This window comes from Candidatus Colwellia aromaticivorans (genome assembly GCF_003333305.1).
Lineage (GTDB): Bacteria > Pseudomonadota > Gammaproteobacteria > Enterobacterales > Alteromonadaceae > Colwellia > Colwellia aromaticivorans.
In genome coordinates, this window is sequence record NZ_QOLD01000024.1 from 1 (window position 1) to 17,124 (window position 17,124).

The 17,124-nt window shown below is 38.6% G+C and carries 13 protein-coding genes and 1 pseudogene; 2 read left to right on the forward strand and 12 right to left on the reverse strand.

All coding sequences use genetic code 11. The features are described 5' to 3' along the window. Nucleotides 1-304: 304 nt before the first annotated feature. The 11 genes from DWA31_RS03930 to DWA31_RS17670 all read right to left on the reverse strand — a co-directional run bounded on the left by DWA31_RS03930 (nt 305) and on the right by DWA31_RS17670 (nt 15,402). Nucleotides 305-922, reverse strand: coding sequence for a lipid-binding SYLF domain-containing protein (locus DWA31_RS03930; protein ID WP_114325359.1), 618 nt, complete (start codon nt 920-922; stop codon nt 305-307). Nucleotides 923-1,052: 130 nt separating this feature from the next. Further along, nucleotides 1,053-1,928, reverse strand: a complete 876-nt coding sequence (locus DWA31_RS03935) for a peptidyl-prolyl cis-trans isomerase (RefSeq protein WP_114325360.1) — start codon at nt 1,926-1,928, stop codon at nt 1,053-1,055. Between the two features lie 55 nt (nt 1,929-1,983). Then, complete coding sequence (locus DWA31_RS03940; protein WP_114325361.1) at nt 1,984-3,846, reverse strand: DUF3604 domain-containing protein; 1,863 nt, start codon at nt 3,844-3,846, stop codon at nt 1,984-1,986. A 27-nt stretch (nt 3,847-3,873) separates the two neighbouring features. Further along, nucleotides 3,874-5,691: a DUF3604 domain-containing protein gene (locus DWA31_RS03945; protein ID WP_114325362.1), complete on the reverse strand. Its 1,818-nt coding sequence runs from the start codon at nt 5,689-5,691 to the stop codon at nt 3,874-3,876. Between the two features lie 155 nt (nt 5,692-5,846). Further along, the gene (locus DWA31_RS03950) at nt 5,847-7,310 is read right to left on the reverse strand and encodes a DUF1214 domain-containing protein (RefSeq protein ID WP_168427281.1); all 1,464 of its coding nucleotides are present in this window, start codon (nt 7,308-7,310) and stop codon (nt 5,847-5,849) included. A 13-nt stretch (nt 7,311-7,323) separates the two neighbouring features. Next, complete coding sequence (locus tag DWA31_RS03955) at nt 7,324-9,162, reverse strand: DUF3604 domain-containing protein (protein WP_114325364.1); 1,839 nt, start codon at nt 9,160-9,162, stop codon at nt 7,324-7,326. Between the two features lie 35 nt (nt 9,163-9,197). Next, nucleotides 9,198-10,208 (reverse strand): HupE/UreJ family protein, encoded by a 1,011-nt coding sequence (locus DWA31_RS03960; protein ID WP_114325365.1) that lies wholly within the window; start codon nt 10,206-10,208, stop codon nt 9,198-9,200. Between the two features lie 837 nt (nt 10,209-11,045). Next, complete coding sequence (locus DWA31_RS03965; protein WP_114325366.1) at nt 11,046-13,112, reverse strand: M13 family metallopeptidase; 2,067 nt, start codon at nt 13,110-13,112, stop codon at nt 11,046-11,048. A 223-nt stretch (nt 13,113-13,335) separates the two neighbouring features. Continuing rightward, nucleotides 13,336-13,971 (reverse strand): TetR/AcrR family transcriptional regulator, encoded by a 636-nt coding sequence (locus tag DWA31_RS03970; protein ID WP_114325367.1) that lies wholly within the window; start codon nt 13,969-13,971, stop codon nt 13,336-13,338. Between the two features lie 36 nt (nt 13,972-14,007). Beyond that, nucleotides 14,008-15,249 carry a threonine/serine exporter family protein gene (locus tag DWA31_RS03975; RefSeq protein ID WP_114325368.1) on the reverse strand — a complete coding sequence of 414 codons (1,242 nt, stop codon included), beginning with the start codon at nt 15,247-15,249 and terminating at the stop codon, nt 14,008-14,010. Nucleotides 15,250-15,279: 30 nt separating this feature from the next. Beyond that, on the reverse strand, nt 15,280-15,402 hold the full coding sequence (locus DWA31_RS17670) for a hypothetical protein (RefSeq protein WP_281268615.1): 123 nt from the start codon (nt 15,400-15,402) through the stop codon (nt 15,280-15,282). Nucleotides 15,403-15,677: 275 nt separating this feature from the next. On the opposite strand from DWA31_RS17670, the gene DWA31_RS17120 reads away from it, so the two are divergent. Both DWA31_RS17120 and DWA31_RS17420 read left to right on the forward strand, forming a co-directional pair. Further along, nucleotides 15,678-15,851, forward strand: coding sequence for a hypothetical protein (locus DWA31_RS17120; RefSeq protein ID WP_168427282.1), 174 nt, complete (start codon nt 15,678-15,680; stop codon nt 15,849-15,851). Nucleotides 15,852-16,047: 196 nt separating this feature from the next. Beyond that, a pseudogene (locus DWA31_RS17420) lies at nt 16,048-16,269 on the forward strand (hypothetical protein). On the opposite strand, the gene DWA31_RS03990 reads toward DWA31_RS17420, so the two are convergent. Next, on the reverse strand, nt 16,256-17,041 hold the full coding sequence (locus tag DWA31_RS03990) for an NRDE family protein (RefSeq protein WP_245942471.1): 786 nt from the start codon (nt 17,039-17,041) through the stop codon (nt 16,256-16,258). The pseudogene DWA31_RS17420 and the gene DWA31_RS03990 overlap by 14 nt on opposite strands. Nucleotides 17,042-17,124: the final 83 nt, after the last annotated feature.

Genomic DNA, 17,124 nt, shown 5'->3' on the forward strand with positions numbered 1-17,124 from the left:
CAAGCAATCCCCATAGCACCGAGTTAAATTCCCGCGGTTTCCTCATTGTGAGCCTTTTAGACATCAGCCTTCCTATGATGAGCTGATGATAGGTTTGGTGTACTGGCTGATATCTAAAAACCTTAACTAAGCTGACATTATTTCCGAATTTGAAAGGCTAACTAATACCACTTACCCGCCTTATTAATTAGAACAAAAAACTCCATTTTTATGTCAGCTATCTTCAAGGATAGCTGACATTATAAGAATTTTTCTATCTCGCAATCGCCCCCATAGAGCCACATAACCATTTATATATTAATAACTACTTTTTCAAAGAAATAGGTTTCACTCTAATAATACCAGCGGTAACTGTGGCTGAAACCCCTGCATCTGTAATCATATGAGTAATATAGCCTTTATCATTTACTGCATTACCTGTATCATCTCCTCCAGAAGCACCCACATCCCCCACTTTTGCAGCCGCTTCTGCGCCTGCATTTGCAGACCACATGCCGTCAATGAAATCATTGAATACTTGTTCATCGGTAAAAATAATAACCGGTCTCACACTTCTTGCGCCCCAACCTCCGCCAACGTCAAAGCGTACCATTTGTATATATTGTCTTTGTTGGCTTTTATTATTAATAGCAACACCATAACCTGCTCCAGCTCCAACTACGGGTATCTTGGTTATTTTATTATTCATAATTGCATAACCAACCGAGTTTTTAATTTGTGCTCGCGCTTCTGGGTTCTGCTGATAAAGATCCGTTAACGTATTATCAACCAATTCATCAATGGTTTGTATTTGCTCTGCTTTTGTTTCTCCTGGTACGGTAGAACACGCTGTTAAACCAGCAATTCCAACTATCGAAAATAGCGTTACAAAGGTTAATTTTTTTAATCTAAAATTAATTGAATCTTTATTGATTGTGAACATTTACGTTTCCCTTATTTATTGTTGACCAAGTTTCTTTGACCATTTTTTAATCTTAAGTATTGTGCAATAAACATCAATTGAACTTTTTAGAGTAAAATTGATTATTCTGCACAATAATACCTATGTTCACTTACTCACTTAGACTTTCTACTTTCACTGAGTAGGTATCGATAATAGCTTTATAAGACCGCTCTAAATTACTTTGTATTTGTTCACGTTGCACATCTTGATAAACCTGTTCTGATACATCGGTTAATGAAGGGAATCGTCCTTTTTCCATTCGATTAACCATAATCAAGTGAACTCCATATTCAGATTCAAACGGTCCTTGCCAAGTATCACCAATAGTTTTTAAGTTAAATATTTTATCCGACATATCTTGGCCAAAATGAGATGCGATAAAATCAGGTGTCCGCTCGACATAGTTGACATGATAAGGAAAGCGATCACCGTGCTTTATTCCTTCTGAAAAAGAGACTTTGTTATTGCTTAACTCGTTAAGTTTTTCTATGGCCAAACTTTTAGCACTATTTTTACCATGAGTGCCACTATCAAAATATACATGAGTAAATGTAACAAACGGCTCTATATAATAGTTTTGTTTGTTTTTATCAAAATATTCATCCAGATCAGTTTGAGTGACATTCAATGTCGCTTCACTATATTCTTTGGTAATAAATTCAAGCTTTTGAATAACGCGCCCTTTAATAATGGGATCATTTTCTTCAAGCCTTAATGCTTGTGCTTCTCGGTATAATGCTTCTTCACGCACATAAGCATTAACCCAGTCGCTGCGTTTATCCTCGGGCATACGGTCAAACATTTTTATCAGTTTATCTTGCTCGACAATCTTAGTTCTTTGTTGGATATAGCTAAGCAGTGAGGCTCTATCAACAACAATCTCTTGTGAATTATCACTATCTTGTTGAAAAAAAGTAGTAACATAAAACAGCAAACCACTGAGCAACAAAAAATACACCAGTGGTTCTTTCAATATGACTTTCATTTATTCTCCGTCATGTTTATTAAATACACTTTTAAAATAAAATTACACACCTCCGCTAATTCGAAGGCGTATACCAAATTGGTGATGTATAAGCGCGCTCTTGATGCGCCATCGGTATTTCCTTTGGCAACTTCACGTCATAAAAATTAGAATCATAGGCCTGCCATGTTGGTGTTGGGATTTCTAATACACGAACATAATAGACCGCTCTGTCTTTTGCATTAAAGTCTGGGTCTGACCAATAAGTGATTAATTGTGCGGCACCAATGTTGTTGGTATAACTCGCTTTATTGGCATTAATAGATGACCCTACAGCCTGATGTGCACGTCCATCTTTGCCAATCTTACGGCCATCTGACACCGCAACATCATAAATTTTTTCATGACGATCACCTTTATTATCTACCCAACCCTTAATGACTTGAACCCTGTCAAGGTTGGCACCATCAGGATCTTTAACCGCCTGAATTAAAAAGTTAGGCGCTTTGCCTTTTGGTCCATTGGTAATATCGCTGCCCATTGGCACACCAATATTATAGGCGTGCTTGGAAAAATCAGGTCTTAACGCATCGCCTTTTTTATAATCCCAGCCAGCGAAGAAACGCACTTGCATACGAGTACCCGTTGTTGCGTAAACTTCTTTGCGCTGCATCGCTTCAAAAAGTGAATCACGAGTATTTTCTTGGGCCCAAACGGCCGTTAAACCAGATCCAACTTCTTGCCAGGTCATCAAGTCGAATTTTTTATCAACTGGGGAAGGAATAAGGACTTCTTCAAAACGCTCAGCACTAGGTTCAGACGAAGGGAATTTTCCCATATAATTATTTTCACCAACTGCAACAAGACCTGTATGTGCATCAGTACTGCCGATCAAGCCAAACTTAAACGGATTTGCGCCAATTTTTTGTTCTAATTGCAGCCCAACTTGTAACGCTGTTCGTGCATATTCCGCACTCATATTCCTTTCTTTGCGATTATCGCCCTGAAAGGGATTAATATCCCAAGTGCCATAATCTGCAAATTCATCGGTGGTGGAAAGCCAGGGGTGTGCTTCGCCATCGCCTTTGATTTGAGTTACTTCGTAAAGCGGTTCCCAGCGCATGCGATCAATTGCATATTTTTGATTTATCGGTGAGCCATTCATACGCTCTGTCTTAAACATTTGGCCATTAGACATATTACCGTTATGTGGGATGGCGAGTACGCTGCCGCCCGTCTTCTTTTCGTAATCTGCCATATATTCCCATAGATCTTCGGGGTCGACAGAATCGAAAGCGGTAAAAGGCAGTGTTTGACCTACTTTGTCTTTACCATCCTTAAACACCACGACTCGATGCAAGTTGGCTCCATTAGGCATTGATGTCCATTCGTAACCAATGATGGCGGTAAACACACCTGGGTTATTATATTTTTCTGCGGCATCCATTTCCTGAGTCCAGGCGTTTTTCATGATCTTTTTGCTTTTGATCATGTCTATGCCTTGCATGGTTGTTTGCAGCCATGGCAAATAAACGCCCTCTTTTCCTTTGCCCGCCTGAGCCAGGTCGTACCATTTTTTGCCATTCTCGGTTGCTAATAGATCAGGATCTGCTGCCCAGAGCATGGGCGGAATGCCAAGGTTTGTGCCATGATCCGCCACCATGAGAAAATCAAGCGGCCTTACCAGTTTTACCGGTTGACCAGAACTACTAACAACCCTTTCCCCACTGGCAAAGCGGTAAGCATCTTCAGGTGTGAGTGTATTTCCAACCATACCGGCATCCATTGAAAAGGATGTATGTAAATGAAATTCGCCAAAATAAGCATTCTGCGGGAAGTTATCATCAGCATAGGGTGAATAATTTTTTGTCTCTTCCGCATTGGCTGAGACAACATTTAAAGCGAGTAACACAGCGGTGGTTATTAATAGTCTTTTCATTATCCTAGAATCCTTGACTGTAATTATTTACTTCGGCGTATACCAAATAGGTGAACTGTACGCGCGTTCTTGAATGATTACATCATGACCTGTTTCTTTAGGCGCTATGCCTAACGCGATAGCATCATAGGTTGAATTACGTGGTGTCGGTATTTGTAATACACGGGCGTAGTAAAAAGCTTTTTGTGATGCATCAAACTCAGGGTCTTTCCACACCGTTGATAACTGACTTGCGCCAATTGAATTACTATATAAACCTGTTTTTAAATCGACTGTACTTCCAACCGCCGGTAATTTTCCATTGGCTGCAACCTTGCGATTATCAGACCAGACCACATCAAAGACCTTCTCTTGAGAAACACCTTGTGTATCAAGCCAGCCTTTAACAATTTGTACTCTGTCAAGATTGGCATCTTTTGGATCTTTTGCAGCGTGCAGAAGGAATGAGGGTGCTTTTCCTTTTGGAGCATTTGCCAAGTCACCTCCCATAGGTACACCTGTTTTATAACCTATATCAGCAATGTTTTTAGCATCAGCATCAGCTTGTTTAAATTCAAAGCCACCAAAAAATCGCAAGCTAATACGTGGACCAGAAGTGCCATATACTTCTCGACGTTTAAAAGCATCAGTTATTGATTGACGGGTATTTTCTTTCGCCCATACAGCAGACAATCCTGAAGCAGACATATCCCAGCCGTAAATACCGGGCAGTAAATCAACATCCTTTTTGTTGTCAGGAATAGAGTCTTGTGAAAACTTACCCCAAAAGTTGTTTTCTTCGGCTGATGAATAGCCAGCATGACTATCGGTCGCGCCGATCATGCCGTATTTGAACGGGTTTACGCCAATTTTATTTTCAAGCTCCAAGCCACGTTTTAGCCCTGATCTAGTATAAGAACCGACAGGCGCATTACCACGCTCTACAATAGCGCTGTCATCCGTTTTAAGTAAATGGTCAAAAGTTTCAAAATCTGCAAATTCATCATCAGGGGAAAGTAATGGATGTGTTTCTGAATCCCCTTTAATTTGCGTCATTTCAATCACTTGCTCCCAACGCATACGTTGGTTGGCATATTTCTTTGTTATCGGGTTGCCAGCTCTATCAGTTAAAGGAAACATTAAGCCATTAGAAATGTTGCCATTGTGAGGAATGGCAACAAAGTCAGCACCCGTTTCTTTCGACGTTTTATCTAACCAAGTCCAAAAGTCCGTTTCAATATCGCTATCAAAGGCACTAAAAGGTATAAATTTGTTAGCAACATCTCCACCTTGTGGTGTAAATACAATACGATGTAAATTTTGTCCATTTGGTATTGATGACCATTCCCAACCAATGAACGCTGTGAATTTACCTGGGTCGTTATGCCGTTCAGCAGCTGCAACACTATCCGACCAAACGCTTTTTCGAATTTCATCTGAATTGAGTGCGTCAATTGGCTTACCTGAATTTGCCGTAGCAAGAAGTTCAACAAACACTTGGGTGCCTTTGCCACCTTTTATCATTTTGGCAAAACGTTTACCTTCTTTTGATTTCATTAAACGTTCATCGCCAGCCCATAGCATCTTAGGAATACCCACATACTCGGCATGATCGGTGACTACAAGAAAATCCAACGGTGTATCTATTTTTATTTTTGCACGTGAGTTTGCATCAATAACAGGTGCGCCTTTAGCGAAATTAAAGGAGTCATCCGGTGTGGCCGTGGTATTACCTTTAATGAAAGCATCGGGCGATAGGTTGGTATGCAAATGAGTATCGCCCCACAATAATTGGGTTTCTTCTGCGCCTACATTAACGCTGCTTATTGCAATAAAAGTTGCTATTGATAGTAGTGACTTTTTCATGTTTATTTATCCTTATAAATGAGGTGCAAATTTGTTATTTTTTTCATTGTGCTATTACGGTTAAAATAGCTCAAAATGCCCCTGATGGAGGTTTGTCGACTGCCTCGGCCGGAACGCATGCAGGTCATACGGGGCCGAGGCTAGCACTCATCTTTCTACTTGTAGCCTTTTTTAATATCATTCATTTTCCATGAACGGTCAAAATAAGCTTCTGTTGGTCCGTATAGTCTGAAGTATACAAACCATAATACGTCTCTGTTAGTTTTAATATGGTTGGGAGTTTTACCTTCTGGAGCTTCTGGCCCAAAGTATAAATCAACTGATCCATCTTCGTTGATAATTAAATCTTTTTTCATAGAGTTAATTTCCATTTTAGTTGTACCGTTTAGAAGAAAAGTACGGTCACGAAGGTTGTACATAGTAACGGCCCAGAACCTCTTCATGGGAGCGCCTGCTTCGATGTGCATCGTGTAGTTTTCACTACCGTTTAACCATTCACCCTCTAAATCTCTATAAGCTCCTAGGTATGCAGAGCCTTTTCCAGGTGTAACTGATTTCATTGCTGGTGCAAGTCCGAAAGCTTCCCAGAACCAGTCTACTCTTTGGTTGAATTGTTTAAAGTTGCCTGTTTCATCCATGTGATCAACGTTGATCATCAATGGGAATACCCAAGTACTGTCATCTCTATATCTAGCTTTCGGGTTACGAGTTGCAAAAGACATTACGGGAGACATTTGCTCTGCCATGGTTGCCGCTTTTTTTAAGATTTTAGTTTGTCTTGCCGTTGGATTGAAAGGTTTACCTTTTTCAATTCCTAGGTTTTTAAGCCAAGCCATCATGTATAGATCTTCTCTTTGAACTGGTTCGTCCTGAAGATTTTTGTGAAGTTCTCTCCAGTAATCCATACCTAAGAAGCTAGTCATAAGGAAAACGTCACCGTCTTTTTTAGCTTCAACATATTTTGTGACAGGATTAGCACGATCTTTCCATGGGTAAGCTACGAATTGTTTACCTAATTCAGCATCTTTAACAGGTCTAAGGATACGAGTTCCCATCATGATTTTGTTTGTTTTAGAACGAACAACTCTATAACCTTTTGTGTTAGCAGGCCTTTTGCTTTCAGGTCCAAGAACAAGAAGCTTCTCAGCAATTTTACTGCCTTTTGGTCCAACTAGACCATATTGAGTTACATACTCATACTGGTTATCGTCAATAATACCAACGTGCATACCAGCAGGGGATTCAACTACTAAAGGACCGCTTTCAGCTATGTTACCGTGAATAATGACATATCTAACAGTATCGTTAGCGGTGAGGATTCCCGCTGTACCTTTATCTTTGTAATAAGCTACTGAAACTAAATTTTCTTGTCCATCTGCATGGTATTTACCAAGACCACGAGCACCTGCTGAAACGATCATAGGCGTGGCCCATAAGTAAAGCTGAGTTGCTCTGTGGTAATCTATTTCGTCATAGATAGCTTGAAAATTCTCCTGAGGAGCAAATCCTTGGCTATTTTTTTCTAAAAGAACGTCTGTTTTTAAGTTTGAGCAGGCGGTGAGTGCAAGCACTGCAACGAATGCGATACCAGTTATTACGTTTTTAATCATTAGTGACATATTTAAACTTCCCTTATTTACTTGGCGTATACCAAATAGGTGAGCTGTAAGCTCGCTCTTGAATGGTTGCCGGATGGCCAGTTTCTTTGACATCCATTTGCAGTGCAATGGCATCAAGTAATGAATAACGCGGCGTTGGTATTTGCAATACACGGGCATAATAAAAAGCACGTTGATTTGGATTAAATTCAGGATCTTTCCACGTAGTACTTAACTGGGCTGTACCTATGTTATTGGTGTATTTACCGGTATTAATATCAACGGTATTCCCCACAGCAGGTAACTTGCCATTTTTTTGTTTCTTACGATTATCAGACCAAACCACATCAAATACTTTTTCTGCGGTGGTGCCATCAGCATTTAACCAACCTTTAATCACTTGAATACGATCTAAATTAGCATCTTTAGGGTCTTTTACCGCGTGAATTAAAAAGCTTGGTGCGGTATTTTTTGGCGCTTTAACTAAGTCGCCGCCCATTGGCACACCTTTTTTATAACCAATTTTTGCTAAATCATTAGCCTTAGCATCTTGAGCTGTATAGTCATAACCGCCAAAAAATCGTACTGCGATGCGTGGACCGGTAGAAGCGTAAACTTCTTTACGCTTAAATGCGGCATAAATTGATTCACGGGTATTTTCTTCAGCCCAAACAGCTGATAAACCAGCCGCTGAAACTGCCCACATGTTTTTTACCCCTGGCATTATTGGCATATCACGTCGCGCCTCAGGAGTTGAGTCGATGGAAAATTTACCTTGGAAATTATTCTCTTCCGCTGAGGCATAGGTACTGTGCGAGTCTGTTGCCCCAATTAACCCAAATTTAAACGGGTTAACACCTAATTTTTCTTCAAATTCCAAACCTGTTCTTAACGCTCGTCTTGCATAATCACCTTCGGCAACTACTTCTTTCATTTCCGCCCCTGAAGCAACACCAGCAGCATCTAATAAATGAGCATAAGTTTCATAATCGGAAAATTCATCATTTGGTGATTGAATAGGATGCGTTTCAGAATCGCCTTTAATTTGAGTGACTTCATAAATAGGCTCCCAACGTGCTCTCAATTTCGCATAACCTGGTGTGATAGGTGCGCCATTAAAATCATCTCGTGAAAACATCAAGCCATTAGAGACGTTACCGTTATGAGGGATTGAGATTATTTCAGAGCCAACTGCTTTGTTGGTTTTTTCTAACCAATTCCATAATTGTTCAGGGTCGCTACTATCAAGGGCAGTAAAAGGTAAGTATTTAGCGGCTTCTTTACCATTTTGAGGGGTAAATAAAACGCGGTGCAAATTTGAGGCATCAGGAAACGATGTCCACTCCCAGCCAATAAAAGCAGTAAACTTACCGGGTTCATTGGCTTGTTCGGCAGCTTCAATAACCTGATTCCAGCCATATTGTCTAACCTCTTTAGTAACAAAAGGGGCGTAAGGCTTAAGGTCATTAACAGTACCGACTAATTCAAACCCTGCCATTGTTGGGTTTTCACCTTCCCATAACTTAACGAGTTTTTTACCAAATTCTGTTTCTCTAAGTGCTTTATCTTTAAGCGTAAAAAGTCTTTTAGGTACGGTCATGTATTCGGCATGATCAGAAACCACTAAAAAATCTAATGGGGTACCAATTTGGATACGGGCCCGGGTCGACGTATTGATTACAGGCAAGCCTTTTGCCCAACGATAGGCAGCTTCTGGCGTGCCATCTCTATTATTGAAGAAATAAGCATCCATTGAGTTGGAAGTATGTAAATGGGTATCGCCCCATAGTAATTGAGTTTCCCCGGCATTAACTTGGGAGCCAATCAATGTAATAGCCAAAGCAATTGATGACAATTTCACTTTCTTATTCATGTTTTTATCCTTAAACTTTAATTAATTAGCTACTACTAAAAGCCAGAAATACGTTCTATTACCCAATACATACTGATAACGCCTATTGCTAGTGCGCCTACTTGTTCAAATTTCTTTATTTTTACAATGTGATCGGCTTTTGTTGAAAGCCATATTTTATTGATAAGTTTGGCTGATAATAGCAGTACAGTGACAAATGCTATTTGCCCTAATTCAACGCCGATATTAAATGCTAAAAGTGCTGCTGGAATTTCTGTTTGCGGTAAGCCTATTTCGCTTAATGCAGAGGCAAAACCAAAACCATGTAATAAACCAAAACTTGCGGAAACAGCAATAGGAAAACGCCAGGTTAAGGTTTGGTCATTTTTAATCATAATTTCACGAGCGAGAAAGACGATAGAAAGAGCAATAACACTTTCAATAGCGACTATGGGTAAACGAACCAAACCAAGTGCTGACAGCGTTAAGGTAATTGAGTGAGCAACGGTAAACCCCGTAATAGTGATTAAAATTCTTCGCCATGTACCCGCAATGAATATCAGGCAAGCGACGAACAGTAAATGATCAAAGCCTTCTAGAATATGTTCAAAACCAAAGGTTAAGTAGGTTTTAACAACATAAAGAAAACTCGGCGTACCTACCACGGTAAACTCTGTTTTATTGGCATCTAACCTTGCTGTTTCAGTAACGCCGCTTAGCCATTGAATTCTTACTAAGACTTCTGTTGGTGCATTTTTCAAGCCTGAAATAGTAATGTCACTACCAATTAAGCCCTTTTCGCTTTCTATAGAAAATTGCTCAATAGTAGCCGTGCCAGCAGGACGTATTGATTTAGGTTTTATTAATTTAACTTTTGGCGTGAATTGAACTTGTAAATTCAATACTTGATTCTGTTTGGTTGAAGGTAACTTCCAAACAACATCAAAAGTATTTTCTGTTGTTTGTTTAAGTGCCAAATAGGCTGGGCGATATTCATCAGCAAAAACAGAGAAAGAAAAAATTAGAGAAGAAATAAGTAAGACCAATGTAAAGAATCTACTAAACAATTTGGGCGACAACTGCCTTGAAAAACTCTGAAATCCGAGATTTAAATTGACACTATTCACTGATTGATTTCCATTATTATAAACTCCCTACTTAAACAATACATTTTTAAACTATAACGTTTCGTGTAAATATTAACTGCACAAAAGCTTAACCGTTATTCCTTCATAAGGACACCCTTTTGGATAACAATTATCATTACCACTATATAGTTATTTAGAAACAAAAAATAGAGTGTCTACTTTGCGTATGGGATAGAAAACAACGTGTTAAAAAATAATACGAAAAGACCAAAACTTAAAAATCCAGAGGGTTTTGCTCGATAAGTTCAATTCGTTGAACACATCCAGTCGGTATTAAAAAACCTTTAGAGACAGCTTTCAAACTATTATTAATAGTTTGCTAGATGGTGGTAATAGCTAACTCTATCAAGCCAACCTATAATGTGAGCTATTCAACCAACTACTGAAGTATGAATTTATGTCCGCTATATGATCGGGAAGTTGACCCTAACATTCGGGAAGCCTTTATGTATCCAATGGCACAGACGAGTCATAAAAACGAATTAGTGAAAGGTCTGCTAACGTATCTAAGTGAACATAAACTTGCCTAATTTTGATAACTAATTTAGGTCAGTAATGTGGCAGCTACAGCCCTTAACATTTCATTTTAAAAATTAACCATTTCATAATTTTTTATAAATATTTTGATAGGTCTTTTTGTGCCATTAAAAAATAAAAGCTAGGTTAAAACTTTATTTCATTCGTTAAAATAATCAAAAAAGCAGCCTAAGCTGCTTTTTGAAAATGTTGGAATAAATTATATTTTCAGAAACATGATTACCAAATTTTAACGCGTTTTTCAGGCGCTATATACATAGCATCACCTTCTTTTACGTCAAAGGCTTCATAGAACTTGTCCATATTTGAAAGTGAACCCAAGGCACGGAACTCACCTGGAGAATGAGGGTCAGTTGCTACACGGTTACGCATTGATTTTTCGACAATTTTAGAGCGCCAGATTTGTGCATAACCCATGAAGAAGCGTTGATCACCAGTTAAACCGTCAATGACAGGAGCTTCTTTGCCGTTTAAAGATGCTTTATACGCTTTATAAGCGATAGTTACCCCTGATAAGTCACCAATGTTTTCACCTAACGTTAATTTACCATTAACGTTTAAGTCATCAAACACTTGATAAGCTTCGTATTGTTCAACGAGTGCTTTAGTGCGAGTTGAAAACTCTTGCAGATCTTGCTCTGTCCACCAATTACGAAGATTACCTGTGGCGTCGTATTTACTGCCTTGGTCATCAAATCCATGTCCCATTTCATGGCCAATTACTGCGCCAATGCCGCCGTAGTTAACTGCGTCGTCAGCTTTCATATTAAAGAAAGGTGCTTGTAAAATAGCCGCAGGAAAAACAATTTCGTTTACTGTTGGATTGTAATAGGCGTTAACGGTTTGTGGCGTCATACCCCATTCCCATTTATGAATTGGCCCACCGAGTTTTGAAATTTGTTTTTCGCTAGATACTTTACGTGAACGAATAATATTACCGACTAGATCATCAGACTTAATTGAAAGCTTTGAATAGTCTTCCCATTGATCGGGGTAACCAATTTTAGGGGTGAAAGCAGCAAGTTTTACCTGTGCAGCTTTTTTAGTGTTGTTTGACATCCATTCTAAGTCGTCGATACTTGCGCCGTATGCATTTCGTAAATTTTCAACTAAAGTCCCCATTCTAGATTTAGCTTGTGGCGTAAAGTGGCGAGTAACATAAACTTTACCAATCACTTCACCTAAATTACCGTTAACAACAGCGACACCGCGCTTCCACTGTGGACGTTGTTCTTTACGACCGTTTAGCTGTTTTGAGAAAAAATCAAAACTTTCATTATCTAAATCAGCCGTTAAGTAACTAGAAAAAGCATCTAAGGTATTGAATGTTAAATATTGCTTCCATGTTTCAAGTGGCGTTTGATCAAATACTTTACCAAAGCCTTCAATAAAGTCAGGCTGGTTGATTATAATATCTTTTTGGCTAGCAACCCCTTCGGCCGCTAAAAAGGTATGCCAATTAAATTTACTGGTGAGGCTATTTAGATCATTGGTAGCAAACTTATTATAACGTTTTTCGCTGTCACGACTTTCTACACGTGTCCAATGAAACTCAGCTAGGCTAGTCTCTAATGCCATAATGTTTTTAGCTGCACGTTTACCGTTGCTGATGCCTGCTAAGTTATACATGTTTTCAATATGTGTGACATAGCCACTACGCAAATCAACAAAGCGCTCGGATTCATTAAAATAATAATCTTTGTCAGGTAAATTTAAGCCATTTTGCCAGATATGAATAGCGTAGCTTGATGAATTTTTAGCATCTACGCTAACGTACAACGCTAATGGATTATTAATTCCTGCGGAGGAGTATTGACCAAAAAATTTAGCGAGATCATCTTTATTCTGTAGATTATTGATAGCCGTTATAATGGATTGAATTGGCGTAATACCTGCTGCATTGCGCTTCTTAGTGTTCATGTAAGATCGAAATAAATCAGCTACTTTTTGCTCGTCAGAACCCATTTTTAAGTCGTCAGCTGCAGCAAGCTCTTCAATAATTGCATTCACATCTTCATCAGCTTTATCACGCAAGTCGTAAAAAGAGCCTATCGCGGTTTTATCACCGGGAATCTCATTACTGCTCATCCAACCGCCATTAATGTAGCGATAAAAATTATCTTGAGGACGAATATTTGTATCCATATTCGCTTTATTTATACCTGATACTAAAGCTGTTTTCTGTGAGGCTACCATAGAAGAATCTGCGGCTGAGCTATCACTGTTACTACAACCGCTAAGTAATAGTAAATATGAGCATATAGCGCTTGTTATAATCGCTTTCATTATTTTACTCTCATTTTATATTTAATCATTCGATATTATTGTACTTATACACATACAGGTTAGTGCTGTACAGTAATTCAATACTACGAGACATTTAAGTTAAACTCTAGTTAGATAAAGATCTCTTTATGTTTTTATTGTAATGTTGAATTTATGGACTAATTACTTTATTTACAGTGAGAGGGAAACGATTAGTTAACTTTAAGGATAAATATTATCGTGATTATTTGTGCGAGACTAAAAACAAGTCAACAGCACATTGGCACATTTCGTCAATTTGGCTAGCGTCAGCATATATTCCATCAATAACTAACTGAGCTATACCGTGTAGCGTTGCCCAAGTTACTTGGGCAAGACGTAAGGTATTTGGCGAATTAGGCAGTAGCCCTTTTTTTTGCCAAGCTTTAGTCATTTCAACTTGAAATTGAAAACTAGGGTAAGCCACCTCTTTGAGTTTTGAAGGGCTTTTTTTATCTTTCCACAGTGTTCCGCCAAACATCAGTTGGTAAATAGCAGAGTTTTCGGTGGCAAATTGTACATAATAATGAACAAATGCTTGATATTTTTCTCGTTCGGTTAAGTTTTTATGATTAAATATTTGCTCAGCCTGCTTTTTCCATGAAATAAAGCCTTGAGCAGCTATCGCAATAAGTAAGTCATTTTTATCTTTAAAGTGATGGTATGCGGCGGTACGAGAAACGCCAATGTGCATTGCTAGCTTACGTAGCGATAAGGCTTCTACGCCACCTTCTGAAATCATCGCGGTTGCTGTAGTAAGTAAGCTGCTATACAAATCGCCATGATGATAATTTGTTGAGACTTTTGTTGTTGATAGCGTTTTCTGCGTTTTGGTCATCATTACTCTTAAGTAGTTAAAATTAGTTAATAGCCAAATTTATAAGTTTTTTCTATGAGGTAAAGCTACATTAGAAAAAATCAGCCCAGCAACAAGTGACATAAAAATTAAAAAGGTTTGCGAGCCTAAATCACTCACTGCTAACATTTCTTTTCCGGTAACTAAATTGTTCAAACCGATATAAACTTTACTGCCTGGTACTAACACAACTAAGCCTAGTAGACGAACGATGGAAGAAGGCAAATTCATAACACGTGAGAATAAATTACTGTATATCCCTAGAGCAAAAGCGCCAACAAATGCCCCTAAAGCCACACCTAAATAACTACTGGCCCAAATACTCACGCTAAACGAAATATAGCCAGCTATCATACCCCAAGGGGCGTCTTTTAATCGTACTTTAAATAGAATAACTAACGAAATTGAAAGCGTAGTTACTGCTAACCATGAGGTCCAAACGGGCATTGTATCGGGTGGTATGAAACTCGCTTCACCCCAAATAAGTTTGCCAAAAGCCATGCCTAATACTACGCCAAAATAAAGCTTAAATAGCACCATTACACTATCCATGATACGTGCCGTGCCTGACATTAAATGTCTAGCAGCAAGTTCAGATAAACCTACCGTGAGTGATAGCCCAGGAATAAAGGCAATAATGCTTGATAAAATAACCATAGGGATATTAATGCTAGGATCGAATAATGAAATTAGTGAGGCTAACATAGAGGTGGTTAACGCAGCCATTGGCTCTAACATTTCAGTTACGCGGCGTGAACGTTCTGCCCAAATAACAAAAAGAAAGACGACAAAACCAAGTATGGTAGACCAAAAAACATCATGCCAGCTAGTATGCATTAACATAGCAAACGCACCGCTAGAGGAACCAAAAGCTAGAAATGTTAATATTACGCCATATGGAGGCGGTTTACGGTCGACTTCTTTTAAGCGTTCAATCGCTTGTTCTAATGTGCGTTCGCCATTGATGAGTTCATCAACTAATTCATCAATACGTGCCAAAGAGCCTAGATCAATTTCTCCTGGAGTTACCCGCACTATATGATTAAATTGTTGCTCATCTTCGTCATCAGAAAGAATAAAAGTTAATGCTGTCGGGGTGATCATAAAAGAGGCGCGAATATCTAAAGATCGGGCGATAGAGAGTAAACTATCTTCCAAACGATATGCCGTGGAGCCGAGCTTATGTAATGCCTTGCCAAGTTGAATAATAAATCGACGTTTTTGAAAAAAATCATCAGTTTGTGAAGGTGAAACTTGTGGCATATATACCCATGTTACTTCAATATGTCGGATTCAGCTGGAATTAGAAACGCCTTTAGGCAAGGCTTTGATTGAAGAGAATGGTTGTTCCATTGTCGAAATCAATAACGTAGCATAAAGCGTTTCTAAACCAGCCCTACGGGGATCCCTGAGCAAATCATGCTCTTCGTTGCATCTATTTTTAAGGGCGCTACATGGATGTAGCTTATAAGAGAATGCAGGAGCATATTCTCCTGAACAACCCTTAATACAAAGATGCGTCTTGATCATGAATCGTTCAGGTGTCCTGAAACGCGCATATTGAAGTATCATGGGTATCCCCCCTGTCTCTAGCTAAAATTATTAATAATTGGTATAAATATATCTTTTGCAATAGTAAATGATTTTGTTAAATCTAGGTAGAGAAACTTAGTTAACTGAAAGAGGTATTGATGACACTATTAATTATTTTAGCGTGTGTTTTTGCCGCAGTAGCACTTATGGTTGTTTTGGGTGAGCGGTTTGGTAAACCTATGAGTGCTGAACAGCAAACAAAATTTAGTAAAACAACATGGATTTTAGTGCTTATTATTCTAGTTGCCGCCATTGTAAAAGAAATAATTTAAATTCTATTATTTTGGCGAAAAATCAGATCAGTCTGCAAAACTAAAAGTAGTCATTTAATCAAATTTAGTGTATTTAACTTAGGGTCTGTTGATCTTTCGCGGTTAAATTTTGTTCGCCTTTTTTAAAGAGAGTAAAGCGTTTTAATCGCGGCGAGTAGTATGTAGCCTAATCATTCTAAGCAAATACTACTCAACAATGAGTAAAGCGCTTTTAGCCGAATCCTTCGGACAGCATTTGTTGGTCATTTTTACGGCGTTATCACCTTTTTATGTGACGCTACATGGATGTAGTTTATAAGACAATGCAGGAGCATATTGTCCTGAACAACCACATGACAAAGGCTCTGCCTTGTATAAACACCCAACAAATCGCTGCAAAAACAATCTCGAAAGATCAACAGCCCCTATGATTCTATAGAGAAACTTTGTTTTTTTGTGCACTCACCTTGCTCATTATAACTTTGATCATAAATAGAAATTGTTCCTTCATCATCTAGAGTGATTATATTGGTAGTACGGGTGCCGTATTCTGGCGAAACGATAAAAATAGAACTCAGTAGTTGTTCCCAATCTAATGGAATGCCTGTTTTGGGTAAATGTTGTGTTGGTGCTTGTTGATCACTGTTCATTAGTTTGAATAGCTGATCTATATCTAAGGTATGATCTTTTATTGCATCGGCAAGTTTAGCTTGTCCAAGTGCCATTTTAGGCCAAATATCATCTAATGCGCCGTTACATAGGCTGTGAAACCCTGAATTTAGTACTTGTTTTTTTTGTGACACACTGTCAAAACACACTAGCTTATTAAGTTGACCAAAGACTAGATTAAAGCCGTTATATTCACTGAATGATTTGGCTAATTGTTTTGTCATTTCATCATCTTGATGTGCTAACGCTTGTAATACTAACTCACCACGAGATTGTTTATTATTATCAATTAAATCAGGTTGGCGAAAATTAGTGAGTGCACTAAATCGTCCCTGCTTATTTAAACCAAGCCAAGTGCCACCTGCTTGTAAGTCTTTACCCGCTAATACCTCATTTTTAGGCCACCAATGCATTGGCTGTGTCGGTCTTTCATGAAATTCATCACGGTTTGCACAAATGATTACGGGATATTTTGGGTGCTGCTTAATGGCAAAGAATAAAATACACATATATAGAAAGGGCGTTTTTTGATTTGAAATCATATCTTATGGTAACTCTTTCTTTAACGAAAGGGATTACTCAGTTAAAATTCAACTATATAAGTACATATGACAGTTAAGGGCAT